The sequence below is a fragment of the Actinomadura sp. NPDC000600 genome, assembly GCF_040492135.1.
In the GTDB taxonomy this organism is placed as follows: Bacteria; Actinomycetota; Actinomycetes; order Streptosporangiales; family Streptosporangiaceae; genus Spirillospora.
Window position 1 is genome coordinate 126551 of sequence record NZ_JBEUPD010000020.1, and the last position, 22525, is coordinate 149075.

At 72.1% G+C, this 22525-nt stretch carries 21 protein-coding genes; 16 read left to right on the plus strand and 5 right to left on the minus strand.

What is annotated here, in order from left to right; translation table 11 throughout:
* Positions 1–108: 108 nt before the first annotated feature.
* The 7 genes from ABWI07_RS27160 to ABWI07_RS27190 all read left to right on the plus strand — a co-directional run bounded on the left by ABWI07_RS27160 (position 109) and on the right by ABWI07_RS27190 (position 9802).
* Positions 109–1764, plus strand: coding sequence for an alpha/beta hydrolase (locus ABWI07_RS27160; RefSeq protein WP_149257753.1), 1656 nt, complete (start codon positions 109–111; stop codon positions 1762–1764).
* 154 nt (positions 1765–1918) lie between these two features.
* A complete protein-coding gene (locus tag ABWI07_RS27165; protein ID WP_353820191.1) occupies positions 1919–3520 on the plus strand; it encodes an alpha/beta hydrolase in 1602 nt (533 codons plus the stop codon).
* Between the two features lie 242 nt (positions 3521–3762).
* A complete protein-coding gene (locus ABWI07_RS27170; protein ID WP_149257752.1) occupies positions 3763–5361 on the plus strand; it encodes an alpha/beta hydrolase in 1599 nt (532 codons plus the stop codon).
* 126 nt (positions 5362–5487) lie between these two features.
* Entirely contained in the window at positions 5488–6330 is an 843-nt protein-coding gene (locus tag ABWI07_RS27175; protein ID WP_353820209.1) for a GNAT family N-acetyltransferase, read from the plus strand.
* A gap of 95 nt (positions 6331–6425) precedes the next feature.
* Positions 6426–7340: a helix-turn-helix domain-containing protein gene (locus ABWI07_RS27180; protein ID WP_353820192.1), complete on the plus strand. Its 915-nt coding sequence runs from the start codon at positions 6426–6428 to the stop codon at positions 7338–7340.
* Positions 7341–7467: 127 nt separating this feature from the next.
* Positions 7468–8616, plus strand: a complete 1149-nt coding sequence (locus tag ABWI07_RS27185; protein ID WP_353820194.1) for a S8 family peptidase — start codon at positions 7468–7470, stop codon at positions 8614–8616.
* 277 nt (positions 8617–8893) lie between these two features.
* The gene (locus tag ABWI07_RS27190) at positions 8894–9802 is read left to right on the plus strand and encodes a hypothetical protein (RefSeq protein ID WP_149257749.1); all 909 of its coding nucleotides are present in this window, start codon (positions 8894–8896) and stop codon (positions 9800–9802) included.
* Between the two features lie 24 nt (positions 9803–9826).
* Here ABWI07_RS27190 and ABWI07_RS27195 read toward each other — a convergent pair whose 3' ends face one another.
* Complete coding sequence (locus ABWI07_RS27195) at positions 9827–10243, minus strand: DUF3037 domain-containing protein (RefSeq protein WP_353820195.1); 417 nt, start codon at positions 10241–10243, stop codon at positions 9827–9829.
* Positions 10240–11067, minus strand: a complete 828-nt coding sequence (locus tag ABWI07_RS27200; RefSeq protein ID WP_149257748.1) for a HipA family kinase — start codon at positions 11065–11067, stop codon at positions 10240–10242. Before ABWI07_RS27200 ends, ABWI07_RS27195 begins: the two co-directional genes overlap by 4 nt.
* Before the next feature lie 45 nt (positions 11068–11112).
* Between ABWI07_RS27200 and ABWI07_RS27205 the strand changes: the two genes are divergently transcribed.
* The 3 genes from ABWI07_RS27205 to ABWI07_RS27215 are packed head-to-tail and all read left to right on the plus strand — an operon-like array spanning position 11113 to position 13494.
* Positions 11113–11796 carry a cyclase family protein gene (locus tag ABWI07_RS27205; protein ID WP_353820196.1) on the plus strand — a complete coding sequence of 228 codons (684 nt, stop codon included), beginning with the start codon at positions 11113–11115 and terminating at the stop codon, positions 11794–11796.
* 59 nt (positions 11797–11855) lie between these two features.
* Complete coding sequence (locus tag ABWI07_RS27210) at positions 11856–12605, plus strand: hypothetical protein (RefSeq protein ID WP_353820197.1); 750 nt, start codon at positions 11856–11858, stop codon at positions 12603–12605.
* Between the two features lie 46 nt (positions 12606–12651).
* Positions 12652–13494, plus strand: coding sequence for an LLM class F420-dependent oxidoreductase (locus ABWI07_RS27215; protein ID WP_353820198.1), 843 nt, complete (start codon positions 12652–12654; stop codon positions 13492–13494).
* A 1-nt stretch (position 13495) separates the two neighbouring features.
* Here the strand turns inward: ABWI07_RS27215 and ABWI07_RS27220 are convergent, their stop codons facing one another.
* Complete coding sequence (locus ABWI07_RS27220) at positions 13496–14140, minus strand: DUF4870 domain-containing protein (protein ID WP_353820199.1); 645 nt, start codon at positions 14138–14140, stop codon at positions 13496–13498.
* A gap of 178 nt (positions 14141–14318) precedes the next feature.
* Between ABWI07_RS27220 and ABWI07_RS27225 the strand changes: the two genes are divergently transcribed.
* Positions 14319–14951 (plus strand): PaaI family thioesterase, encoded by a 633-nt coding sequence (locus tag ABWI07_RS27225; protein WP_160160854.1) that lies wholly within the window; start codon positions 14319–14321, stop codon positions 14949–14951.
* On the opposite strand, the gene ABWI07_RS27230 is transcribed toward ABWI07_RS27225, so the two are convergent.
* Together ABWI07_RS27230 and ABWI07_RS27235 are read right to left on the minus strand one after the other, a co-directional pair.
* Positions 14935–16266, minus strand: coding sequence for an MFS transporter (locus ABWI07_RS27230; RefSeq protein WP_353820200.1), 1332 nt, complete (start codon positions 16264–16266; stop codon positions 14935–14937). The two genes, ABWI07_RS27225 and ABWI07_RS27230, sit on opposite strands and share 17 nt — an antisense overlap.
* Before the next feature lie 122 nt (positions 16267–16388).
* Positions 16389–16910 carry a hypothetical protein gene (locus tag ABWI07_RS27235; RefSeq protein ID WP_149257742.1) on the minus strand — a complete coding sequence of 174 codons (522 nt, stop codon included), beginning with the start codon at positions 16908–16910 and terminating at the stop codon, positions 16389–16391.
* A 27-nt stretch (positions 16911–16937) separates the two neighbouring features.
* On the opposite strand from ABWI07_RS27235, the gene ABWI07_RS27240 reads away from it, so the two are divergent.
* From ABWI07_RS27240 to ABWI07_RS27260, 5 genes are all read left to right on the plus strand, one after another.
* Positions 16938–17618 carry a response regulator transcription factor gene (locus tag ABWI07_RS27240; RefSeq protein ID WP_200841696.1) on the plus strand — a complete coding sequence of 227 codons (681 nt, stop codon included), beginning with the start codon at positions 16938–16940 and terminating at the stop codon, positions 17616–17618.
* Positions 17615–18958: a sensor histidine kinase gene (locus ABWI07_RS27245; RefSeq protein WP_149257741.1), complete on the plus strand. Its 1344-nt coding sequence runs from the start codon at positions 17615–17617 to the stop codon at positions 18956–18958. The genes ABWI07_RS27240 and ABWI07_RS27245 overlap by 4 nt, the downstream gene beginning before the upstream one ends.
* A gap of 494 nt (positions 18959–19452) precedes the next feature.
* Entirely contained in the window at positions 19453–20520 is a 1068-nt protein-coding gene (locus ABWI07_RS27250) for a multicopper oxidase family protein (RefSeq protein WP_149257740.1), read from the plus strand.
* Positions 20521–20736: 216 nt separating this feature from the next.
* Complete coding sequence (locus tag ABWI07_RS27255) at positions 20737–22050, plus strand: multicopper oxidase domain-containing protein (RefSeq protein WP_160160853.1); 1314 nt, start codon at positions 20737–20739, stop codon at positions 22048–22050.
* A 21-nt stretch (positions 22051–22071) separates the two neighbouring features.
* Positions 22072–22518: a hypothetical protein gene (locus tag ABWI07_RS27260; RefSeq protein ID WP_149257738.1), complete on the plus strand. Its 447-nt coding sequence runs from the start codon at positions 22072–22074 to the stop codon at positions 22516–22518.
* The last annotated feature ends 7 nt before the right edge of the window (positions 22519–22525 follow it).

Consider the following 22525-nt stretch of genomic DNA (forward strand, 5'->3'; position numbering starts at 1 on the left):
CATCCACTGTGATGGGCCCCTGTCGGGTCGGAAGTCGGAACCGCCACAATCTTCGCTCATTGACCCGTATGTCTGACTCAACCGAGAGTCGGCGCGATAGGGGGATATGTGAAGAGGACTGTTGTCGTGGCCGCGGTGGCCGGGCTCGGTCTCACCGGTCTCGCCGCCACAAGCGCGCAGGCCGCGAGCCCCTCCGCCGGAACGGCCGGAGGATTCAACCCCGCCGCGGCCCAGTGGCACGCCTGCCCCGCGGACTTCGTCCAGACGGTGCACGACTACTACGACGCGCTGTACCCGGTCTCCAAGATCGTGCAGTGCGCCGAGCTGTCGGTGCCGATGGACTACTCCAAGCCGAACGGCAAGAAGATCACGATCCAGCTCACCAAGACGCCCCACACCGGATCCGGTCCGGCCAAGGGCGACATCGTGGTCAACCCGGGCGGCCCGGGCGGCGGCGGCGCCCTGTTCGGACCTCGCGTGTTCGCGCAGAACTCCGCCCCGATGCGCGAGGCGTACAACGTCATCGGCTTCGACCCGCGCGGCGTCGGGATGAGCGTCCCGGCGCTCACCTGCGACCCGAACTACACCAACGCCCCGCGCCCGGACTACGGCACCGGCGACCGCAAGTCGGTCAGCACGTGGCTGAAGCTGTCCAAGGGCTACGCCGAGGCGTGCGGCAAGGCCGACACGACCGGGCTGCTGAACCACGTCAAGACGATCGACTCGGTCAACGACATGGAGTCGATCCGCAAGGCGCTGGGCAACGACAAGCTCGACTACTACGGCGCCTCGTACGGCACCTACCTCGGCTCCGCGTACGCGACCGTGTACCCGAAGCGCGTGGACAAGATGGTGCTGGACGGCAACGTCGGCCCGTCCGACGTCTGGTACGACGCCAACCTCAACCAGGACGTCGCCTTCGACAAGAACATCGAGTACTACTTCGGCTGGATCGCCAAGTACGACTCGGTGTACCACCTCGGCAGCACGCAGCGCCAGGTCCATGACTTCTTCTACGGCCTGCGAAACAAGCTCAAGTCGAACCCGGCCTACGCCACCTTCGACGGGCAGGAGTACGCCGTCGGCCCCGACGAGCTGACCGACGTCCTGCTCAACGCCGGCTACCGCCGCAGCCAGGCCATCTGGCACGGCTACGCCGCCGGGCTCGCCGCCTACAAGACCGGCGACACCTCCACCTTCGTCGGGACCTTCGGTTCCCCGACGTCCGGCGGTGCCGACGACAACGGCTACGTGATGTACGCCGCGACCGAGTGCACCGACGTGCAGTGGCCGCTGAGCTGGAAGAAGTGGCAGCGGGACAACGACCGTGTGAACCGCAAGCACCCGTTCATGACGTGGAGTAACGCCTGGTTCAACGCGCCGTGCCTGTTCTGGCCCGCCAAGGCCGGCAAGCCGGTGAACATCGGCCACACCCGCGACCTGCCGAACAACATCCTCATGTTCCAGTCGACCGCGGACGCGGCCACGCCGTACGCGGGCGCGCTGGAACTGCACCGCAGGCTCAAGGGCTCGCGCCTGGTCGTCCAGGACGGCGACCGCACGCACTGCATCGTGCACCGCGGCTCCGCCCAGGTGGACGCCTACTTCGACGCCTACTTCCTGCGGGGAGAGCGTCCGGCGGCGCGCACCGTCCACGTCCCGCAGCTCGGTGACCCGAAGCCGCCGTCCACGGCGACCGCGCGGACGCTGAGCGGCACGGGCTCGCTGAAGGCCGCGCAGCTGAAGTCCGACGTCATCCGCTGACGCCGGTCGCAGGTCATGCGGACCGGACCCCGGGGAGCGATCCCCGGGGTCCGGCATGGCCGGCCACACGCAGGAAATCCGCATTCCGCTACGCATCGGCGGCACCCCCCTCCGGCATGGCGCCGGCCCGGAGTCGCCGATCTGAGGGGGTCAAGTGAAAAGGATCGTTCTCGTCGCGACCGCTGCGGTCGTGGCGGCGGGCGGGGCGGGGTACGCCGTCTCCGCCAGCGCGGACACCGGGCGGTCCGGTGCCGCCACGGTCGCGGCCACGGGCATCGACTGGGGCAAGTGCGAGGTCAGCGGCCCGAATGACCCGATGAACAAGGCGCAGTGCGCCCAGGTCGAGGTGCCCCTCGACTACAGCCGGCCCAACGGCCGCAAGATCTCCATCGCGGTGTCGCGCTTCAAGCACACCGACGACAAGAACTACCAGGGCACCCTGTTCGTGAACCCGGGCGGCCCGGGCGGCTCCGGCCTCCAGTACGCGCCGGCCCTCGCCCGCTGGATCGGCGGCACCGGGCACGCGGACGTCGCCGCCAAGTACGACATCATCGGCTTCGACCCGCGCGGCGTCGGCTCCAGCAAGCCCGCGCTGACCTGCGACCCGCACTTCTCCGACCCGATCCGGCCGGACTACGTCCCCTCCTCCGCCAAGGAGGAGAAGGCCTGGATCGCCAAGTCGAGGAAGTACGCGCAGGACTGCGCGAAGAAGTTCGGCTGGCTGCTGCCGCACATGCGCACCACCGACGCCGCGCGCGACGTCGACGCGATCCGCGCCGCGCTCGGCCAGGACAAGATCAGCTGGTACGGCTTCTCGTACGGCACCTACTTCGGCGCCACCTACGCCACGCTCTTCCCCAAGCGCGTGAACCGGATGGTGCTGGACGGCAACGTCAACCCGAAGACGGTCTGGTACGACGCCCAGCTGGAGCAGGACAAGGCCTTCGAGCACAACATGAAGGCCTGGTGGGCCTGGATGGCCAAGTACGACTCGCTCTACCACCTCGGCAAGACCGAGAAGGCGGTCGAGGCCAAGTACTACGCCGTCCGCGCCGCCGCGAAGAAGGCGCCGATCGGCGGCCAGATGGGGCCGGACGAGCTGGACGACACGGTGCTGTCCGCCGGCTACAACACGGGCTACTACATCCCGTTCGCGCAGGCGCTCTCGGCGTGGGTCAACGACAACGACGCCTCCGGCCTCCTCGACTGGATGAGCCCCGGCGGCGACGACAACGGCTTCGCCGTCTACAACGCCGTCCAGGCCGCCGACGCCCGGTGGCCGCGCAGCTGGAGCAAGTGGCACAACGACGCCGCCAAGCTCTACCGGCAGGGCTACCGGTTCAACACCTGGAGCAACGTCTGGTTCAACGCCCCGATCGCCTTCTGGCCGTTCCAGGGCGGTCCGGCGTTCAGGCTGAAGGGCGCCAAGGGCCTGGCCGGCATGCTGCTCGTCCAGTCCACCCAGGACGCGGCCACCCCGGTCGCGGGCGGCCTGGAGATGCACAAGGTCTTCCCGTCCTCGCGCCTGGTGTTCGAGGTCGGCGGCAAGACCCACGCCAACACGCTCAACGGCAACGCGTGCCTGGACGACAAGGTCGCGGCGTACCTCGACACCGGCGCGCTGCCGGCGAGCCACCGCGGTCCGGACGCCTACTGCAAGGCCGTCCCGGCGCTGAACGACCCCGACCCGACGGCCATGACCGCGAAGGCCGCGCGGGCCTCCGCGGGCAAGGACCTTCCGGTCGGACGCCCGTAGCGTTCAGTGGCACAGCGTTCAGTGGCACAGCGCTCGGGCGCATGGCGCTCGGGTAGCCCCGGGTAGCACGGCACCCGGGTAGCGCGCCGTCGCGCGGCGTGCCCGTCCCGCCCCCTCTCCGGGGCGGGCCGGGCGCGCCGCGTTCGCTTTTCGGGACTTGTCGGGGGTGGTCTCGTTTGGGGGTGGAATCGCGCGATCCCGGGATGCGCGACTCCGGGCCGTCCCACCGGTAGAAAGCGAAGGTGCTGACCGACGCTGGAAAGAGGGCCGTGGCGGTGACGGCGGCCGTCGCGGCCGCGCTCGCGGTCGCCGGGGCCGCCGCACTGGGGGCGCCCGTGGCCGCCGCGCCCGCGCCCCCTCCCGAGCCGAGGCCCGCCGGCCTCGCCTGGAAGCCCTGCCCCGCCAAGGACCCGGTGGAGGGCGCCCGGCTCAAGGGCCTGCAGTGCGCGTCCCTCCGGGTGCCGCTCGACCACGCCGACCCGGCCGGCGAGCAGATCACCCTCGGACTCACCCGCGCCCCGCACACCGCGCCGCGGTCCCAGGGCGTGGTGCTGCTCAACCGGGGCGGGCCCGGCGCGCACGGGCGCGACCTGCCCGCCTTCTTCACGGACTCGCTGCCGAAGCGGGTCGCCGCGTCCTACGACTGGATCGGCTTCGACCCGCGCGGCGTCGGCGCCAGCGAGCCCGAACTCGTCTGCGACCCGAAGTACCAGAACCCGGGCCGCGCCCGCCCCGACGCCGTCCCCGCGAGCGCGGCGGAGGAGGAGGCCTGGAAGGACGGGGCCCGGCGCTACGCCGACGACTGCGCCCGCCGGTACGGCAGGATCCTTCCGCACATGGGCACCGCCGACTGGGCCCGCGACATGGACGCCGTCCGCGCCGCCCTCGGCCAGCAGAAGATCAACTACTTCGGCTACTCGTACGGCACGTACCTCGGCGCGGTGTACGCGACGATGTACCCGCAGCGGGTCCGCCGCATGGTGCTCGACAGCGTCGTCCGGCCGAGCGGGGTCTGGTACGGCGACAACCTCGACCAGAACGTCGCCTTCGAGAAGCGCATCAACGCGTACTTCGCCTGGATCGCCCGCCACCACGCGGCCTACCGGCTCGGGGGCTCCGGAGCCGAGGTCGCCGCCGCCTACGCCAGGGTGCGGGCCGAGCTCAAGGCCAAGCCGCTCGACGGGCGGATCGGGCCCTCCGAGCTGGACGACGTGTTCCTCGCCGACGGCTACGGCGACTACGGCTGGGCCGCGCACGCGAGGGCGCTGTCGGCCTACGCCGTCCGGCACGACCCGGCGCCGCTGCGCAAGGCGTGGCAGCCCCCGTCGCGGCTCGAGCAGAACAACTACACGGTCTACAGCGCCGTCCAGTGCCGCGACGCCGCCTGGCCGCGCGACTGGGGGCGCTGGCACGCCGACAGCGAGCGCCTCTACCGCCAGGGCTACCGTTTCGAGACCTGGAGCAACACCTGGTACAACGCGCCCTGCGCCTTCTGGGGGATTCCCGGCGGCCCGCCGCCGCGGGTGGAGGGCGGCCCCGCGCTGCCGCCGATCCTGATGGTGCAGGCCACCGAGGACGCCGCGACCCCGTATCCGGGCGCGCTTGAGATGCACGGCCTGTTCCCGACGTCCCGGCTGCTCGTCCAGGCCGGCGGGCACAACCACGGCGTCTCGCTGTCCGATGACAAGTGCGTCGACGGGGCCGTCGCCGCCTATCTCGACGCCGGGAGGCTCCCCGCGAGCCGGCCCGGACCGGACCAGAGCTGCACGGCCGGGCCCGAGCCCGCCGCGGCCAAGGCGGCCAAGGCGGACCGGGCGGAGCAGGCGGCGGCCCACCGGTGACCCGCCGCTGATCCGCCGCCGGACGGGCCTGTGACCGAGGGCGCGGAGGTGCGCGGCCTCGGGACGGCATAGGCTTGTCCACGTGGAGCTTTCAGTGGTGAGGCCCGGGGGCCGGTAGCCGTGCGGATGCTGGGCTCGATGCCGGTGCGCGTGCTGGACGACCGGTACCGTGCGGAGGCCCTCGCGATCCTGGACGCCGACCCGGTGTCCAACGTGTTCGTCAGTTCCCGCGTGCACGCCGCGGGGCTCGATCCGCGCCGCCTCGGCGCCCAGATGTGGGGCTACCTGCGCGAGGGCCGGCTCGTCTCGCTGTGCTACTCGGGCGCCAACCTCATCCCGGTCGCGGCCGGGCCGGAGGCGGTCCGGGCGTTCGCCGAGCGGGCCCAGGCCCAGGGGCGGCGCTGCTCGTCCATCGTCGGGCCCGTCGACGCGGTCGGGGAGCTGTGGGAGATCCTGGCGCCCTACTGGGGGCCGCCGAGGGCCGTCCGCGCCGAGCAGCCGGTGATGGCGACCTCCACCGTCCCGGACGTGCCCGCCGACCCCGGCGTGCGCCGGGTCCGGATGGAGGAGTTCGACATCGTCTACCCGGCCTGCGTGGCAATGTTCACCGAAGAGGTCGGGGTGTCGCCCAACGCCGGCGACGGAGGCGTGCTCTACCGGGCCCGCGTCGCCGAGCTGATCCGCGACGGCCGCGCTTTCGCCCGGATCGAGGACGGCCGCGTGATGTTCAAGGCCGAGGTCGGCGCCGTCACCCCGCTGGCCTGCCAGGTGCAGGGCGTGTGGGTGCCCCCCGACCTGCGGGGGCGGGGCCTGTCGGAGACCGGGATGTCGGCGGTGGTGCGGGAGGCGCTGCACAGCATCGCGCCGACCGTCTCGCTGTACGTCAACGACTACAACACGCGGGCGCGGGCGGCCTACCGCCGGGTGGGGTTCACCGAGTCGGGCTCGTTTATGTCGATTCTGTTCTGAAACGCTCCTTTCCTGGGATTCTCAGGTGATTGTCATTACGTGCCTGATCTGCCCTGGTCTCTGATTCGATCTTCCCTGCCGGGTACCATCCCGCCGTGGAGTTCGCCGGGGCACTGCGGCAGGCGATCCAGTCGAGCGGGCTGACCCTGGAGCGGATCCGCCACCGGCTCGGCCGGCGCGGCCTCACGGTCAGCGTGGCCACCCTCAGCTACTGGCAGCGGGGCCGCAGCAGACCGCGCTCGCGCACCGTGGTCATCGCGCTGGAGGAGATCCTCCAGGTGCCGTCCGGCACCCTCACCGAGCTGCTGGACGACCCCGCGCACGCCGTCGCGCCCGTCCGGGGGCCCGCCGCGCGCGGCGGGGGCGGCGCCGGGCAGCCGAACGCGGGGGAGCGCGGCCGGGGCGTCCGGGACCTGTGGCCCGATCCCGAACGCTACGCCTGCCTGGTGGGCCAGCTCGACCGGTCCGGCGACCACCGGCTCGAACGTCTCAGCGTCCACGACGTCTTCCGGCTGGACGAGGCCCGCCGGTCCTGGACGCTGTCGGTGCGGACCGTCCTGCGGGCGGTGGGCGACGACATCGACCGCGTGGTCTGCGTCCACCAGACGGGCAACGGGGCGGGCGGCGACCCGGCCGGGCTGGTGGACGTGCGGTACTGCCGCCCGGGCCGGATCCGCGCCGAGGGCGGGCTGGTGGCGTTCGAGCTGGTCTTCGACCGGGTGCTGTCGACGGGGGACACGGCGGTCGTCGAGTACGAGCTCGGTCCGGTGGGGCAGCCCGCACCCGACAGCTACGACCGGCGCTTCTCCCACCCGGTCCACGACTACGTGGCGCTCGTCCAGTTCGACGGCGACCGGCTGCCCGCGCGCTGCTACGGCTTCACGGCCGAGGGCTCCTCGTCCCCGCGCAGGCGGCTCGGCGAGCTGTGGATCGGCACCTCGGGCAGCGCGAACCTCGCGGTCGGGGCCGTCAGGCGCGGCATCGTCGGCATCGAGTGGGAGTGGCATTAACAGCTGAAATCCAGTCGGCGTCGAAATGTTGACGCTTTCTCGCGTTCTCGCAGAGCATTCACATCGATCGGCTTCGTGACCCCGGCCTCCCCCTGTGGCCGGGGTGCCCCCCACGAACGGAGTTTCGATGAAGAAGCCCCTGCTCGCGGCCCTCGCCGCGGCGCCCCTCGCCGCCGTCCTCGCCACCCCCGCCCAGGCCGTGACCCCCAACGCGCCGCTCACCCTCGCCGCCCCGGGCCAGGGCGTCGCCGGCCAGTACATCGTGACGCTGAAGTCCGGTGTGTCGGTCGGCGCCACCGTGTCCAAGCGCGGGATCAGCACCACCCACCGCTTCGGCAAGGTGCTGAACGGATTCGCCGCCAAGCTCAGCTCCGACCAGCTCGCGAAGCTGCGCCGCACGCCCGGCGTCGCGTCGATCGAGCAGGACGCGGTCGTCCGCGCCGACACCACGCAGTCGAACCCGCCGTCGTGGGGCATCGACCGCATCGACCAGACCGCCCTCCCGCTGTCGAAGAGCTACACCTACAACTCGACCGGCGCGGGCGTGTACGCCTACATCATCGACACCGGCATCTACACCTCGCACCCGCAGTTCGGCGGGCGCGCGTCCAACGTGTACGACGCGACCGGCGGCAACGGTGTCGACTGCAACGGCCACGGGACGCACGTCGCCGGGACGGTCGGCTCCACCTCCTACGGCGTCGCCAAGAACGTCTACCTGCGCGGTGTCCGCGTGCTGAACTGCCAGGGCAGCGGCACGTACTCCGGCGTCATCGCGGGCATGAACTGGGTGGCGAGCAACCACTCCAACCCGGCGGTGGCCAACATGTCGCTCGGCGGCGGCTACTCCTCCTCGGTGAACTCCGCCGCCAACAGCCTCGCGAGCTCCGGCGTCTTCCTCGCCGTCGCCGCGGGCAACGACAACGGCAACGCCTGCAACTACTCGCCGGCGAGCGCGGCGAACGCGACGACCGTCGCGGCGAGCACGAGCAGCGACGCCAAGGCCTCCTACAGCAACTACGGGTCCTGCGTCGACCTGTACGGACCGGGGACGTCCATCACCTCGACCTGGCTGAACGGCGGGACGAACACCATCAGCGGCACCTCGATGGCCACCCCGCACGTCACCGGTGTCGCCGCCCTCTACAAGGCCGCGAACGGCAACGCCTCCTACAGCACCATCCGCAGCTGGCTGACCTCCAACGCGGTCAGCGGCGTGATCAGCGGCAACCCGTCCGGGACGCCGAACCGCCTGCTCAACAAGCGCAGCCTCTGACAGGGCCTCCGGGTCCGGTCCGCGCCGGCGGACCCGGGAATCCGGCACCCCGCCCGCCGTGCGAGCGGCGGGCGGGGACCGGATCACGTCGGTAGGATTCATCGCCACGGCGCGACCGGGCCCCGGTGACCGCTTCGGCGGAAGCCGGGGCCGACGGTTGTGACAGTTTGCCTGTTGGCATCCCGCCCGCGGAGCCTTACAGTGAGCGCGGAAGTTGCAATTGCGGTAGTCAAGGCCGTTTTGCGGGGGCCGGCCGGAGCCGATCCGGAGGCCGAGCATGCAGAGTGTCGCAGAGGACGATCTTCTCCAGGTCCTCCAGTACGGGCCGTTCAACGTCGCCCTGCACGCCGCCATCCAGGCGCGCGGACTGAGCCTCGACTCGCTGCGGCGCCGCCTGGAGGAGCAGGGCATCGCGGTCAGCCTGTCCACCCTGAGCTACTGGCAGCGCGGCCGGACCCGGCCCGAGCGCGCAGACTCCCTGCGCGCCGTCCGCGGCCTGGAGACCATCCTCGAGCTGCCGCGGCACTCCCTGCTGACGCTGCTCAGGCCGACCACCGACCGTCCCGCCGGGCCCTGGCTGCCGGTCGAGGAGCTGTGCCCCGAGCCCGGCGTCCGCGACCTGCTGGACGAGATCGGCGACCGCGGCGAGCGGCAGCTCACCGGCCTCAGCCTGCACGACCAGTACATCATCGGGCGGCGGCGGGAACTGCGCGAGGTCCGGGTCCGCGCGGTGTTCCAGGCCCAGCAGCGCGGCGTGGACCGCTGGATCGCCGTCTACCACCACCCGCAGGGCGTGCTGCCCTCGTCGCGCACCGTGCGCGGGTGCCGGTTCGGCCGCGTCCGGATGGACGAGGCGAGCGGCCTCATCGCCGCCGAGCTGCTGTTCGACCGGGCGCTCGGCCGCGGCGAGACCTACCTGCTGGAGTACGGCTTCGGGTTCGAGGAGACCGGCCCGCCCGTGACCGAGGAGGGCCGCGGCTTCCGCACCCCGCAGCACGAGTACCTCATCGAGATCCGGTTCCATCCGGCGGCGCTGCCCGCCCGCTGCTACCGGACGTGGCGCCCCGACGGGCACACCGCGCTGAAGGACACCGCCGACCTGCGGCTGTCCAGCTACCAGAGCGTCCACTTCATCGAGTTCGGGATGGCCGCCGGCTACCACGGCATCCGCTGGGAGTGGACCTGATCCGAAGCCGGGCCAGGCCGGCCGCTACCGGACCAGCAGGTCGAGGAGCCGGTCGAGTTCGGCGGCCGGGTCGCCGGTGAGCCCGGCGTGCACCGGGCCCGGCTGCACGATCGTGCTGCGCGGCGCGGTCAGCCACCGGAAGCGCGCGCCGGGGGCCTCCTTCGCGGCCTGGCCGGCGCGCTCCCCGCCGCAGCAGACCGCGTCCACCGCGTTGAGGGCGGCCCGGACGCCCGCCAGGTCGAGCGCCGGGTCCAGGGCGAGCAGGCGCCGCTCGTCGAGGTGGGTGCGGCACCCGAGGTAGTCGAGGGCGCGGCAGTACACGACCACGCCGACGTTCATGGACTCGCCCCGCTCGACGCGCGGGACGACGCGCAGCGCGGCGTACTCGAACACCGCGGGCTCGGCCGCCGTCCTGATGTTGGTCGTCCTGCCGGAGGTCACGAGGCGCCTCCGAGCCAGCCGGGACGGTTCTGGCCGCGCCGGGCGGAGGTGTCCGGGCGGTGGCCGCTGACGTCGAGGCCGGGCAGCCAGTCGCGCGGCTTCCCGGCGCGCGGCAGCAGGATGTCGACGTAGGCGTCGCGGAGCGCCTGCGGGTCGGCGAAGCCGGGCTCGCCCTCCAGCCAGTGGTCGGGCACGAGGTCGGCGACCTCGCGCAGCAGCCCCTCGGTGATCCTGGGGGCGAGCTCCGCCTCGGCCTCCTCCAGCCGGGTCGCGTACGGGGTCAGCACGTGGTCGTCCACGTCGTACGGGCCGGAGAACAGCCGGGCCGCGTTGGACCACGCGTGGTGGAAGATCAGGCTCGCGCCGTGGTCGATGAGCCACACGTCGCCGTGCCACACGAGCATGTTCGGGTTGCGCCAGCTGCGGTCGACGTTGCCGATGAACGCGTCGAACCACAGCACCCGGGAGGCGAAGCCGGGGTCGGGGCTCCAGCCGAGCGGGTCGAAGCCGAGCGAGCCGGGCAGGAAGTCGACGCCGAGGTTCCAGCCGGGGCTGGCCTTCAGCAGGTCCTGCACGTCGGGGTCGGGCTCGTGCCGTCCGATCGCCGGGTCCAGGTCGATGAGCACCTGCTCGGGCACCCGCAGGCCGAGGCGGCGCGCCAGCTCGCCGGCGATCACCTCGGCGATCAGCGCCTTGCGGCCCTGCCCGGCCCCGTGGAACTTCATGACGTAGGTGCCGAGGTCGTCGGCCTCGACGACGCCCGGAAGCGATCCGCCCTCGCGGAGCGGCGTCACGTAGCGGATGGCGGTCACATGTGGCAACACGCCGCAACGCTACCGGGTGGGGGTGCGGCCGGGATAATCGATTACATGGGCGTTGAGCTGCTCGACCTGTCGGTGCCGATCACCACGGGCATGCCGGTCTACCCGGGCGACCCCGAGGTGGAGGCCGTCCCGGCCCTCACGGTCGCGGAGGCGGGCGTGAACGTGCTCCGGCTGCACCTGGGGTCGCAGACCGGCACGCACGTGGACGCCCCGTTCCACATCGACGACGCGCTGCCGAGGCTGGACGAGCTGCCGCTGGCGCGGTTCACCGGTCCGGCCGTGGTGATGGACGTGCGGGGCCTGCCGCCCCGCGCGCCGATCCCGCCGGACGCCGTCCCGGCGGGTCTCGCGCCGGGCGACGTCCTGCTCATCGCGACGGGCTGGTCGGAGCGCTGGGGGACCGCCGACTACCTGGCCCACCCCTATCCGGCGCCCGAGACGGCGGAGGCCATCGTCGCCGCGGGCGTGCTGACGGTGGGCATCGACGCGCTCAGCGTGGACCGCACCCCGCCGCCCGGCTCGGACGACTTCTCGCTCACCGCCCACCGCGTCCTCTGCGGCGCCGGAGCGGTGATCGCGGAGAACCTGACCGGTCTCGGCCGCCTCGCCGACGCCCAGGCGGCGGGCTGCGCGATCGACGTCTCCCTGTTCCCGCTGGCCCTGGCGGGCGCGGACGGGGCCCCCGTCCGGGCCGTCGCTCGCGTGGACGACCGGGCCGTCCTTGTCTGAGAGCGCGCCCGCGCCGTCCGGCCCATACTGGGGACCGGCCGACGGGAGGATGTGGACGGATGCGGGTGGAGTGGGCGACGGACCAGGGCAGCCTAGAGCGGCCCAACGAGGACTTCGTGGCGGCCGCCGCCGGAGCGGTCGTGGTGCTCGACGGGTGCGGGCTGCCCCTCGGCACCGACCTCGGCTGCGCGCACGGAAACGCCTGGTACTCCCGGTCGCTCGGCACCCGGCTCCTGGCGCGGCTGCTCGAAGGGTTCGGGCCGCAGGCCGGCCCGCCGGTGGGGCCGCCCGAGGGCGCGCACCGGCCCGGCGCCCGGCCGCTGGTCGCGCGGCTCGCCGGGGCGATCGCGGACGTGGCCGCCGCGCACCGGGCCACCTGCGACCTGCGGGTCCCGACGACCCCGGCGGCGACCGTGCTCGCGCTGCGGCGGCGGGGCGACCTGGTCGACTACCTGGTGCTCGCCGACTCGACCGTCCTGCTGGACGGCCGCGACGGCCTGCGGGAGATCACCGGGGGCCGCGACTACGCCGCCGCGGACCCGGCCGTGGCCGACGCCGCGATCACCGGCACGGTGCCGGCCGCCGACCTGCGCCGCGCGTTCCTGCTGACCGACGGCGCGACGCGCCTCGCCGACATGTTCGGCGCCACCGGCTGGGCAGGGCTGGCGGCGCTGGCCGCCGACCGGGGGCCCGCGGCGCTGATCGAGCGGACGCGGGAGGCCGAGCGCACCGACCCCCGGGCCGTCCGCTGGCCGCGGGGCAAGGTCCACGACGACGCCACCGCGGCCGTCTGCGATCTCGGCGGCTGAGCCGCGCCGAGCTATCGCTTGGTCACGCCGATAGGCTGCGGGGACCTTGACGGAGGGACTCGGCATGCGCCTCGGCATCACGATGTTCGCGACCGACCTGACCATGGCGCCGCACGAGTTGGCCGGGGAGGCGGAGGCGCGCGGGTTCGCCTCCCTCTACCTCCCCGAGCACACGCACATCCCCGTGTCCCGCGCCACCCCGGCGCCGACGGGCGCCGAGACCCTGCCCGAGGAGTACTCCCGCACCCTCGACCCGCTCGTGTCGCTCGCCGCGGCCGCCGTCACGACCGAGCGGATCGTCCTCGGCACCGGCGTCCTGCTGCCCGCCCAGCGCGAGCCGATCGTCACCGCCAAGGCCGTCGCCACCCTCGACCGGCTTGCCCCCGGACGGGTCGTGCTCGGCATCGGCTACGGGTGGAACGCCGAGGAGGGCGCGGACCACGGCGTCCCGTGGAAGCGGCGGAGGGCCGTGGCGCGCGAGCACGTCCTCGCCATGCGGGCCCTCTGGACGGACGAGGAGGCGTCCTTCGAGGGGGAGTTCGTGAGCTTCGCCGCTAGCCGTGCGTGGCCCAAGCCGTCCCGCCGCGTCCCCGTGCTGCTCGGCGGCGCCCCCGGCCCCACCCTGTTCGCGCACATCGCCGAGTACGGGGACGGGTGGATGCCGATCGGCGGCGCGGGCGTCCGCGAGGCCCTGCCCGCGCTGCGCCGCGCCTGCGAGGACGCGGGCCGCGACCCGGTGCCCGTGATCCCGTTCGGGACGCTGCCCACCCCGGGGAAGCTCGACCACTACGCCTCGCTCGGGATCGAGGAGGTCGTGCTGCGCGTCCCCGCGGGCGGCCGCGACGCGGTCCTGCCGGTGCTGGACGAGTACGCCCGCGCCCACCTGTGAGCTAGCGGATCATGCGGAAGCAGAAGAACGTCGGGAACCGGTAGTACTGCCCCTTGCCGGCCTTCACCGCGCCGAGGATGAGGAACACCCAGCCCCCGATCAGCACCTCCAGGTACGGGAGGATGAGCGGGACGAGGAACGCGGGCTCCTTCATCACGATGGCCGGCGGGGCGCAGAGCGCAGCCACGGCCAGCAGGTGGATGAGCATCGTGAGCTGGTAGTTCATCGACTGCGCCGCGTGGAACCGGGTGAACGGCGAGGTGTTCTTCTTCACCAGGTAGATGACCAGCGGCGGGATGAAGCCGATCAGCACGTTCCCGACGTAGGCGAAGATCGCCCAGGTCGTCTCCTCGCCCGGGTTCTGCGCGGCGTACGGGACGCCGGGAGGGCCGTACCCGTAGCGCGGGTCGTACGCGGCGCCGGGCTGCGCACCGGGCGGCGGACCCGGCGGCAGGCCGGGCTGCCCGGGCGGCTGGCCGTAGGCGCCGTAATAGGGCGGCGGCTGCTGGGGAGGCGGCGGCTGGTCGGAGGGCGGCGCCTGGTCGAACGAGGGCGGCTGGTCCGAAGACGGCGCCTTGTCGAACGACGGGGGCTGGTCGGAAGGCGGGGGCTGGTCGGAAGGCGGCGGTGGGGGCTGGTCCGTCACGGGGCGTCCTCATGTCCTCGTCGAGTGTCCCTGCAGGGGATACGCAGGAATCTATAGGAGCCGGGCGCGCCCGCGCGGCGACCGCTCAGCGGGACCGGTGTCCGGACCGGTCGCCCGCATCTTCTAGAATTTCGTTCGGCCAATGGGGCGAGGGGGCATGCCCCGCGAGGAGGCTGAGTTGAGCGAGATCCCGATGGACCGGCCCGTGCTGGGGGACGACGAGGCCGCGGCGCTGACGGGTCTCGCCGCCCGCGTGCGCGAACTCGCCGAGGCCACCGTCCTCACCGCCGCCGGGGCCGCCGAGGCCGCCGCGGTGGCGGACGAGATCGCGGCGCTGACCGCCCGGCTCTCCGCCGAGCGCCGCGACGCGCCGCCGTTCGCCACGCCCGGCGAGACCCGCATGGACCGCCAGATCGCCAACCCCGTCGCCGGGGCGCTCAACCCCCTCGCGCCGCCGATCGTCCTGGAGGCCGACTCGGACGGCATCGTCCGCGGCACGTTCACGCTCGGCGCCGTCTACGAGGGCCCGCCCTCGTACGTGCACGGCGGCGTCTCCGCGATGGTGCTCGACCAGGCGCTCGGCATGGCGGCGGCCGCCAGCGGCAACCCGGGCATGACCGCGACCCTGGAGACGCGCTACCGGCGCCCCACCCCGCTCGGCGTCCCGCTCCAGGTGGAGGCGAAGGCGAGCCGGGTGGAGGGGCGCAAGGTCTACGCGTCCGGGACGATCAGCGCGCCGGACGGGCGCGTCACGGTCGAGGCGACCGCGATGTTCATCATGCCGCAGCGGTTCGTCACGTCGCAGTACTGACCTCCGTCCGGTCCGGGACCGGCGCGGGCAGCAGGGCGAGCGCACCGAGGGTCAGCACCGAGGCCACGATCATGCTGATCGAGATGGCCTGCCAGCCGTAGTCGTGCAGCAGCCACGTCGCGAGCAGCGGCGCGGGGCCGCCCGCGAACACCGAGGCGAGCTGGTAGCCGATGCCCGCCCCGCCGTACCGCAGCCGCGTGGGGAACGTCGAGGCGATCAGCGACGCCTGCGGCCCGTACTGGACGGCGTGCGGGATCTGCGCCACCACCACCGCGACGACGACCAGCGCCGCGATCTCGGTGTTGAGCAGCGCGAAGTACGGGAACGCGAACAGCGCCACGCAGATCGAGCCGGCCGCGTACACCCGCCGGGGCCCTATGCGGTCGCCGAGATGCCCGGAGGCGGGGATCGTGAACAGCTCCAGCGCGGCCGCCGCCGTCACCGCGCTGAGCGCGAGCCCCTGCGCCATGTCGAGGTGCTTGTGCACGTAGGTCAGCGCGAACGAGGTGAACAGGTAGAACGGCATCTGCTCCGAGCAGCGCAGCAGCGCGCTCAGGACGATCTCCTTGGGGTGGCGCCTGACGACCTCGACGACCGGTACCCGGGCGACCTCGTCGCGCTTGACGACCTCGGCGAACAGCGGCGTCTCCATCACCCGGACCCGCACCCACAGCCCGATCGCGACGAGGACGAGGCTGAACAGGAACGGGATGCGCCATGCCCAGGCGCGGAACGCCTCGTCCGCGGAGAGGGCGATGGCGGTCATCATGCCGGTGCCGAGGATGAGCCCGATCGGGACGCCGAGCTGCGGCAGGCTCGCCATCAGCCCGCGCCGTTCCCGGTCGCCCCACTCCATCGACAGCAGCACCGAGCCGCTCCACTCGCCGCCGACCGCGATGCCCTGCAGGATCCGCAGGAACACCAGCAGGGCGGGCGCGGCCCAGCCGATCGTCTCGGTGCCCGGCAGCACGCCGATCAGCGCGCTCGACACGCCCATCAGCACGAGCGTGACGATCAGCGTGGCCTTGCGGCCGAGCCGGTCGCCCCAGTGCCCGAAGACCGCCGCGCCCACCGGACGGGCCGCGAAGCCCACCGCGTAGGTCGCGAACGCCGACAGCGTGCCCGCGTAGTCGCTCGACTCGGGGAAGAAGACGTCCTTGAAGACGATGGCCGCGGCGGTGTTGTAGAGGAAGAAGTCGTACCACTCGATGGAGGTGCCGATCACGCTCGCGGCGGCGGCCTTGCGGACCTGCGCGCGGCGCTCCTCGGCGTCCGCGGCGCCGGCGCGCCCGGCCTCTCCGGGATCCAGAACCATGGGAGCCGTTGACCTTTCCGACCGCCCCCGCCGGTCCCAGCGATTTGACCCACTGTTTCCCGCTGGGTTCGCCGCCGAAACCGTCGCGGCACGAAACGGTCGACAAACCGGTGGATCCCCGCTCAGTACTCGTAGACCTTGACGGTCGGGGCGTGCTGGTACCAGGACGCGATGATCGACGAGGTGTGCTCGTCGGACAGGAAGTCGACGCGCAGCCAGCCCTCGGTCTGCGTCACGCGCGTCTCGTAGCCGGGGTTGGGGGTCGCCGACACCAGGCGCACCCGGTCCTTCTCGATCGACATCGCCGCGCTTCCGCCGCGCGTGGCGTAGCTGCGCACGTGGTCGGTCGGCTTGGGCGAGGCGGAGCCGTCCGGCCTGCCGGGCGGCGCCTTCGGGGTCTTGGACGGCCGGGGCCCCTGGTCCTGGCCCGTCGGCGGACTCGACCGCGCGGTGGGCGACCCGATGCCCGTCGGTCCCGGCGGCGGGGACGGGCTGGAATGGATCACCGGCCCGGCGATCGGCGGCGGGGCCGACCGGTCCGACACCGCGCTGCGCACGACGCCGCGCACCCCGAGCCAGGAGAGCGCCACCGCGAGCGCGGTCACCCCGGCCCATGGGGCAACATACGACATCGCGCGACGCATGGGCACATGGTGGCATACGGTTCCGCCATGGCGAGTGTGTTGGTGGTCGAGGACGACGCGAACGTCCGGACCGCCTTGATCAGGGAGCTGAGCGTCCGGTCGCACGTCGTGCGCAGCGTCGGGACCGCGATGGACGCGCTGCGCGAGGTCACGCAGTCCCCGCCCGACGTCGTCGTGCTCGACCTCGGGCTGCCCGACCTCGACGGAGCCGAGGTGCTGAAGATGCTGCGCGGCATCTCCGACGTGCCGGTCATCATCGCGACCGCGCGCGACGACGAGCCCGAGATCGTCCGGTTACTGAACGCGGGCGCCGACGACTACCTCATCAAGCCGTTCTCCATCGAGCACCTCAGCGCCCGGCTCGCCGCGGTGCTGCGCAGGTCCGCGCGGTCCGGGCCCACCGCGGAGCTCAGCGTGGGCGGCCTGCACATCGACCTCGACCGCCGGGAGGCGCTGCTGGACGGCAAGCCGCTGGAGCTGACCCGCCGCGAGTTCGACCTGCTGGCCTACCTCGCCGCCCGTCCCGGCCGGGTCGTCGCGCGGCGCGAGCTGCTCGCCGAGGTGTGGCGGCAGGCCTACGGCGACGACCAGACCATCGACGTCCACCTGTCCTGGCTGCGCCGCAAGCTGGGCGAGACCGCCGCCGCCCCCCGCTACCTGCACACGGTCCGCGGGGTCGGGGTCCGGCTGGCCGACCCGGGCGCATGAGGCGGACGCTCGTCCTGGTGTCGCTGGCGGTCACCTCGATGGTCGCCCTGGCGTTCCTCATCCCGCTCGCCCTCACCGTCCGGGAGATCGCCCGCGACCGCGCGCTGACCACCGCCGAGCGGCAGGCCAGCGCGCTCGGCCCCGTCCTCGTCGTCACCGAGGACCCGGCCGCGCTCGAACGCGCCGTCGCCAGCACCCAGGCCGGCGCGGCCGGGCGGATGACCGTGCACATGCCGGACGGCGGGCTCGTCCCGAAGAACCCCCGCACCGAGAACGCCGCCCGGCCCGACCAACTCGCCGAGGCCGGGCGGCGCGGCCGCTCGTACACCGCGCGCCTGGAAGGCGGGTACGCGCTGCTCCAGCCGGTGTCGCTGGACGCGGGCCGCACCGCCGTCGTCGAGGTGTTCCTGCCCGACGAGGACCTGTCGCGCGGCGTCTGGAAGGCGTGGCTCGTCATGACGACGGTCGCCGCCGCGCTCGTCGCCGGGTCCGTCGCCGTCGCCGACCGGCTGGGCGCGCGCATGATCCGCTCCACCCGCCGCCTCGCCGAGGCGGCGGGCGCGTTCGGCGACGGTGAGCTGTCGGTGCGGATCGAGCCGGACGGGCCGCCCGAACTGGTCGAGGCGGGCCTGGCGTTCAACGCGATGGCCGACCACGTCGTCCAGCTGCTGTCGGCCGAGCGGGAGATGGCGGCCGACCTGTCGCACCGGCTCCGCACCCCGCTCGCCGCCCTCCGCCTCAACGTCGAGGCCCTCGGGGACGGGCACGTCGCCGAGCAGACCCGGGAGGCCGTCGACCGGATCGAGCGCGAGGTCGACCAGATCATCCGGACCGTCCGGCGGCCCACCGGCCGGGGCAGCTGCGACGCCTCCAAGGTGCTGCGCGACCGGGTCGCGTTCTGGTCCGTCCTCGCCGAGGACGAGGGGCGCTCCTGCGAGCTGATCGGCGCCGAGGGCCCCGCGCCGCTGCCGATCCCGGGCACCGAGCTCGCCGCCGCCGTGGACGCGCTGCTCGGCAACGTCTTCCGGCACACGGCCGAGGGCACCGGCTTCGTCGTCACCCTCCACCAGGGGCAGGGCGTCACCGGCATCCTCGTCGCCGACGGCGGCCCCGGCATATCCGACCCGGACGCGGCGCTGAAGCGGGGCAGCAGCGGCGGCGGCTCCACCGGCCTCGGCCTGGACATCGCCCGCCGCGCCGCCGAGTCGACCGGCGGCTACCTGCGCATCCACCGGAGCGTCCTCGGCGGCGCCCAGGTGCAGATGTGGTTCCGGACGAGGTGGCTGCCGCCGGCCCGCCGCTCCCGCCGCCTCGTCCGCCGCCGCCACTCCCGCACCTGACCGGCGCCCGGTATGCCGGGCATGGAGCCGCCTGCGCCCGGAGCCGGCAAGGTCGCCGCCGGGGCCGTGCCCCTCCTCCTCTGTCGGAGGGTTGCGCCGGGCGAGGGTGCCCCGTGTGGCCGCGGGGCCCGCGGTGAACCTTGTGAGTCGGTGCAGCTGTTGCGGGTAAAAACTAGTTCTTTTGAAAAAACGTGCCTTGATCGGGTCCCCGTTCGCCTTGCCCGCCGACCGGAGTGAGACGGACAGACCTCCGGTCGGTTCGCGGCCCATGAGGCAGTTTGTGACTCCAGGTGTATAGAGCATGCCTCTAAGTGACTTGCTGTCGCAAGTCACTCGCTTCAACTGCCGGGGATCGTTCATCTGAACCGGCTCCTCGGCCTCTGGCCCGGTGCTCGACTGTGCGACGCCTCACACACCCTCCTCTGGACTGTGTCCATTTTTACCTATAAAAACTATCTCACTAGTAAAAACTGGACCCGGAAGGGGTCGGCAGGATGGATGGTGCAAGATCGAAAGCGCTGATCGCCGCGCTGGCGTTCGCGGTGGCGCTGACCGTGTCACTGTGGACGATTCCACGCGAAGGCGGCGCCGCGGCGGGGACGTCGCATTCGGCCGGGACGTCGGACCCGGCCGGGGCCGCGGGTCATGATGCGACCTCACCCGACGGCGCGGCCACCCACGGCGGATCCGACGGGTGGAAGGCCATGGACGAGGCCATGGCGAAGCGTGACAAGAGCTTCCCCGCGGCGACCGAAGGGCAGGGAGGGCAGGTACTGGCGCCCAAGGTGCTGCCGGACGGAACCAAGGAGTTCCGGCTGACGGCCAAGCCCGTCAGGTGGGAGGTGGAGCCGGGGAAGGTCGTGGACGCGTGGGCTTTCAACGGCATGGTGCCGGGCCCGACGATCCGTGCCGACGTGGGAGACAAGGTCCGCATCGTCGTGAAGAACGAGTTGCCCGAGCCGACCAGCGTCCACTGGCACGGCATTCAGTTGCCCAACAAGATGGACGGCGTCCCCAGCGTCACCCAGGACTCGATCAAGCCCGGCGGCACCTTCACCTACGCCTTCCCGGTGACGCGGATCGCCGATTCCTGGTACCACTCCCACTACAACGGCACCAAGCAGGTGAGCAGCGGGCTGTGGGGCGCGATCCAGTTCGGCGAGATCCCGACCCCGAACAAGGAGAAGGTGGCCCAGAAGCACATCATTCAGATCCAGGACGCCGGCGCGATCGGAATGACGCTCAACGGCAAGTCCTTCCCCGCCACCACCCCGTTGAAGGCCCGCCTGAACGACTGGGTCGAGGTCACCTATGTCAACGCGGGCAGCATGGCGCATCCGATGCACCTGCACGGTGTGGACCAGGTGGTGATAGCCAAGGACGGGTTCCCCCTGGAACAGACCTACAAGGCCGACACGCTCAACGTCGCACCCGGAGAGCGCTACACCGTCCTGATCCACGCCGACCAGCCCGGCAAATGGATCTGGCACTGCCATATCTTCTCCCACTCCGAAGGCTCCCAGGGCATGTTCGGACTGGTCATGGAGATGCAGGTCACGTGAGGTGAGTGCGGCCGCCGCCCACGGCCCATGACCGTCCCTTTCCCCTCTCTCGCACATTCGGAGTGAGCAATGTCAACAACCCCTGCGCCGGATCACCCGGCCCCCGACAGAGGGACGCACGCGGCCCTCTCTCATGGCCGCCGGGTCACGGCCCTCAGCGGACTCCTGCCCGCCATCAGCGCCGCACTCGCGCTGGGACTGATCGTCGGGCTCCTCATGGTCAGCGCATCCCCCGGTCACGGCCCCCACCGGCTGGCCTCGGCTGCGGGCGGCGCCGCCTCCTCGGCCGGGGGCGTGGACGCGGCCCTCCCCGGAGCGGGAAAGAAGGTCACCCTCGAGTTCGAAGAGGGCGACATGTACATCAAGCCGAACAAGGTCACGGTTCCGGCCGGTGCCGATGTCACCGTGAAGGTCGTCAACAAGGGCAGCCAGCCGCACACCCTCAACCTGGAAGGCAGAAACGGCGGACAGCTCGAACCGGGCACGTCCGCGACCCAGCACTGGGGCGTGCTCACCGAGTCGACCCAGGCATGGTGCGTCATCCCCGGGCACAAGGACGCCGGCATGCTCGTCGAGATCACCGTGACCGGCGGAAAGACCACGTCCACCGCGGCGGCGGGCGGCGGCGCGGCCGTGGCCGCCGACGACGGAAACGCGAAGATCGACCCGGCCGCGAAGCCTCCGGCCGGCTGGAAGGCGCACGATCCGACGGCGCCGGTCAACGACGGCAAGGACGTCCACGAGGCCACCTTCACCGTCACCGAGAAGGAGATGGAGGTGGCACCCGGGGTCAAACAGGTGCGGTGGACCTTCAACGGGACCGCGCCCGGCCCCACCCTGCGCGGCAAGGTCGGTGACACCTTCAAGATCACACTTGTCAACAGGGGGACGATGGCGCACTCCATCGACTTCCACGCCTCGAAGGTCGCGCCGAACGTCCAGATGAGGACCATCAAACCCGGCGAGTCGCTGGTCTACGAGTTCGAGGCCCAGTTCTCCGGGATCTTCACCTACCACTGCGGTGCCGACCCGATGATCTACCACATGGGGAACGGCATGTACGGGGCACTGATCGTCGACCCGCCGGACCTCGGCAAGGTCGACAAGGAACTGGTGCTGGTCCAGTCGGAGCTGTACCTCGGGCCGCAGGGCAAGCCCGGCGACCTGAAGAAGATGCTGGCCGGCCGGAACGACGCCGTGGTGCTCAACGGCTACCACAACCAGTACGTCCATTCCCCGATCAAGGTGAAGCCCGGTGAACGCGTCAGGGTGTGGGTCGATGACAGCGGCCCCAACGAGAACATCGCCTTCCACGTCGTCGGGACCATCTTCGACACGGTGTGGAAGGAAGGCCAGTACACCCTGCGGCGGGGCAACCCGGAGAAGGGCGGGTCACAGGTACTCGACCTGCAGCCCACCCAGGGCGGCTTCGTCGAGTTCACCCTTCCGGACGCCGGCACCTACCCCTTCCTCGGTCACAAGATGATGAACATGGCCAACGGAGGCCTCGGCCTCTTCCAGGTCGGCTGACCCGACACCAAGGAGGCGACCATGACCACGCTGCTCGAAGCCAGAAGCAAGGGAGCGGGCCTGCGATCGCAAGCCCTGTACAGGCGGTACGCCGCGATCGGCTCGTTCGTCGCGGCGCTCGTCCACTACGCCGTCGTCCCGGAGCACTTGGACGAATGGTGGGCGCAGGGCGTGTTCTTCAGCGCCATCGGCATGTTCCAGCTCATCTGGGCCGTGCTGGTGTACACCGGTGACGAGCGCCCGATGCTGCTGTCCGGGCTGCTCGTCAACCTCGGCGCCCTCACCTTGTGGGCGGTGACCCGTACGGCGGGGCTGCCCTTCGGGCCCGAGGCAGGGGAGGCAGAGGCGGTCGGTGTCCTCGACGTCATCAGCGTCGTGATCGAGGTCGCGGTGGTCGCCGCGATCCTGGTCGCCCTGTTCGGTCGGCGGACGGCCGTTCGGGACGAGCCCGGCGAGCAGAGCCTCTGACACCTGT

Coding starts and splice junctions, on each gene's coding strand:
- ABWI07_RS27175 (WP_353820209.1), top strand. CDS start 5,488: ATGCTGGGCTCGATGCCGGTGCGCGTGCTGGACGACCGGTACCGTGCG.
- ABWI07_RS27185 (WP_353820194.1), top strand. CDS start 7,468: ATGAAGAAGCCCCTGCTCGCGGCCCTCGCCGCGGCGCCCCTCGCCGCC.
- ABWI07_RS27190 (WP_149257749.1), top strand. CDS start 8,894: ATGCAGAGTGTCGCAGAGGACGATCTTCTCCAGGTCCTCCAGTACGGG.
- ABWI07_RS27205 (WP_353820196.1), top strand. CDS start 11,113: ATGGGCGTTGAGCTGCTCGACCTGTCGGTGCCGATCACCACGGGCATG.
- ABWI07_RS27210 (WP_353820197.1), top strand. CDS start 11,856: ATGCGGGTGGAGTGGGCGACGGACCAGGGCAGCCTAGAGCGGCCCAAC.
- ABWI07_RS27230 (WP_353820200.1), bottom strand. CDS start 16,266: ATGGTTCTGGATCCCGGAGAGGCCGGGCGCGCCGGCGCCGCGGACGCC.
- ABWI07_RS27235 (WP_149257742.1), bottom strand. CDS start 16,910: ATGCGTCGCGCGATGTCGTATGTTGCCCCATGGGCCGGGGTGACCGCG.
- ABWI07_RS27240 (WP_200841696.1), top strand. CDS start 16,938: ATGGCGAGTGTGTTGGTGGTCGAGGACGACGCGAACGTCCGGACCGCC.
- ABWI07_RS27245 (WP_149257741.1), top strand. CDS start 17,615: ATGAGGCGGACGCTCGTCCTGGTGTCGCTGGCGGTCACCTCGATGGTC.
- ABWI07_RS27250 (WP_149257740.1), top strand. CDS start 19,453: ATGGATGGTGCAAGATCGAAAGCGCTGATCGCCGCGCTGGCGTTCGCG.
- ABWI07_RS27255 (WP_160160853.1), top strand. CDS start 20,737: ATGGTCAGCGCATCCCCCGGTCACGGCCCCCACCGGCTGGCCTCGGCT.
- ABWI07_RS27260 (WP_149257738.1), top strand. CDS start 22,072: ATGACCACGCTGCTCGAAGCCAGAAGCAAGGGAGCGGGCCTGCGATCG.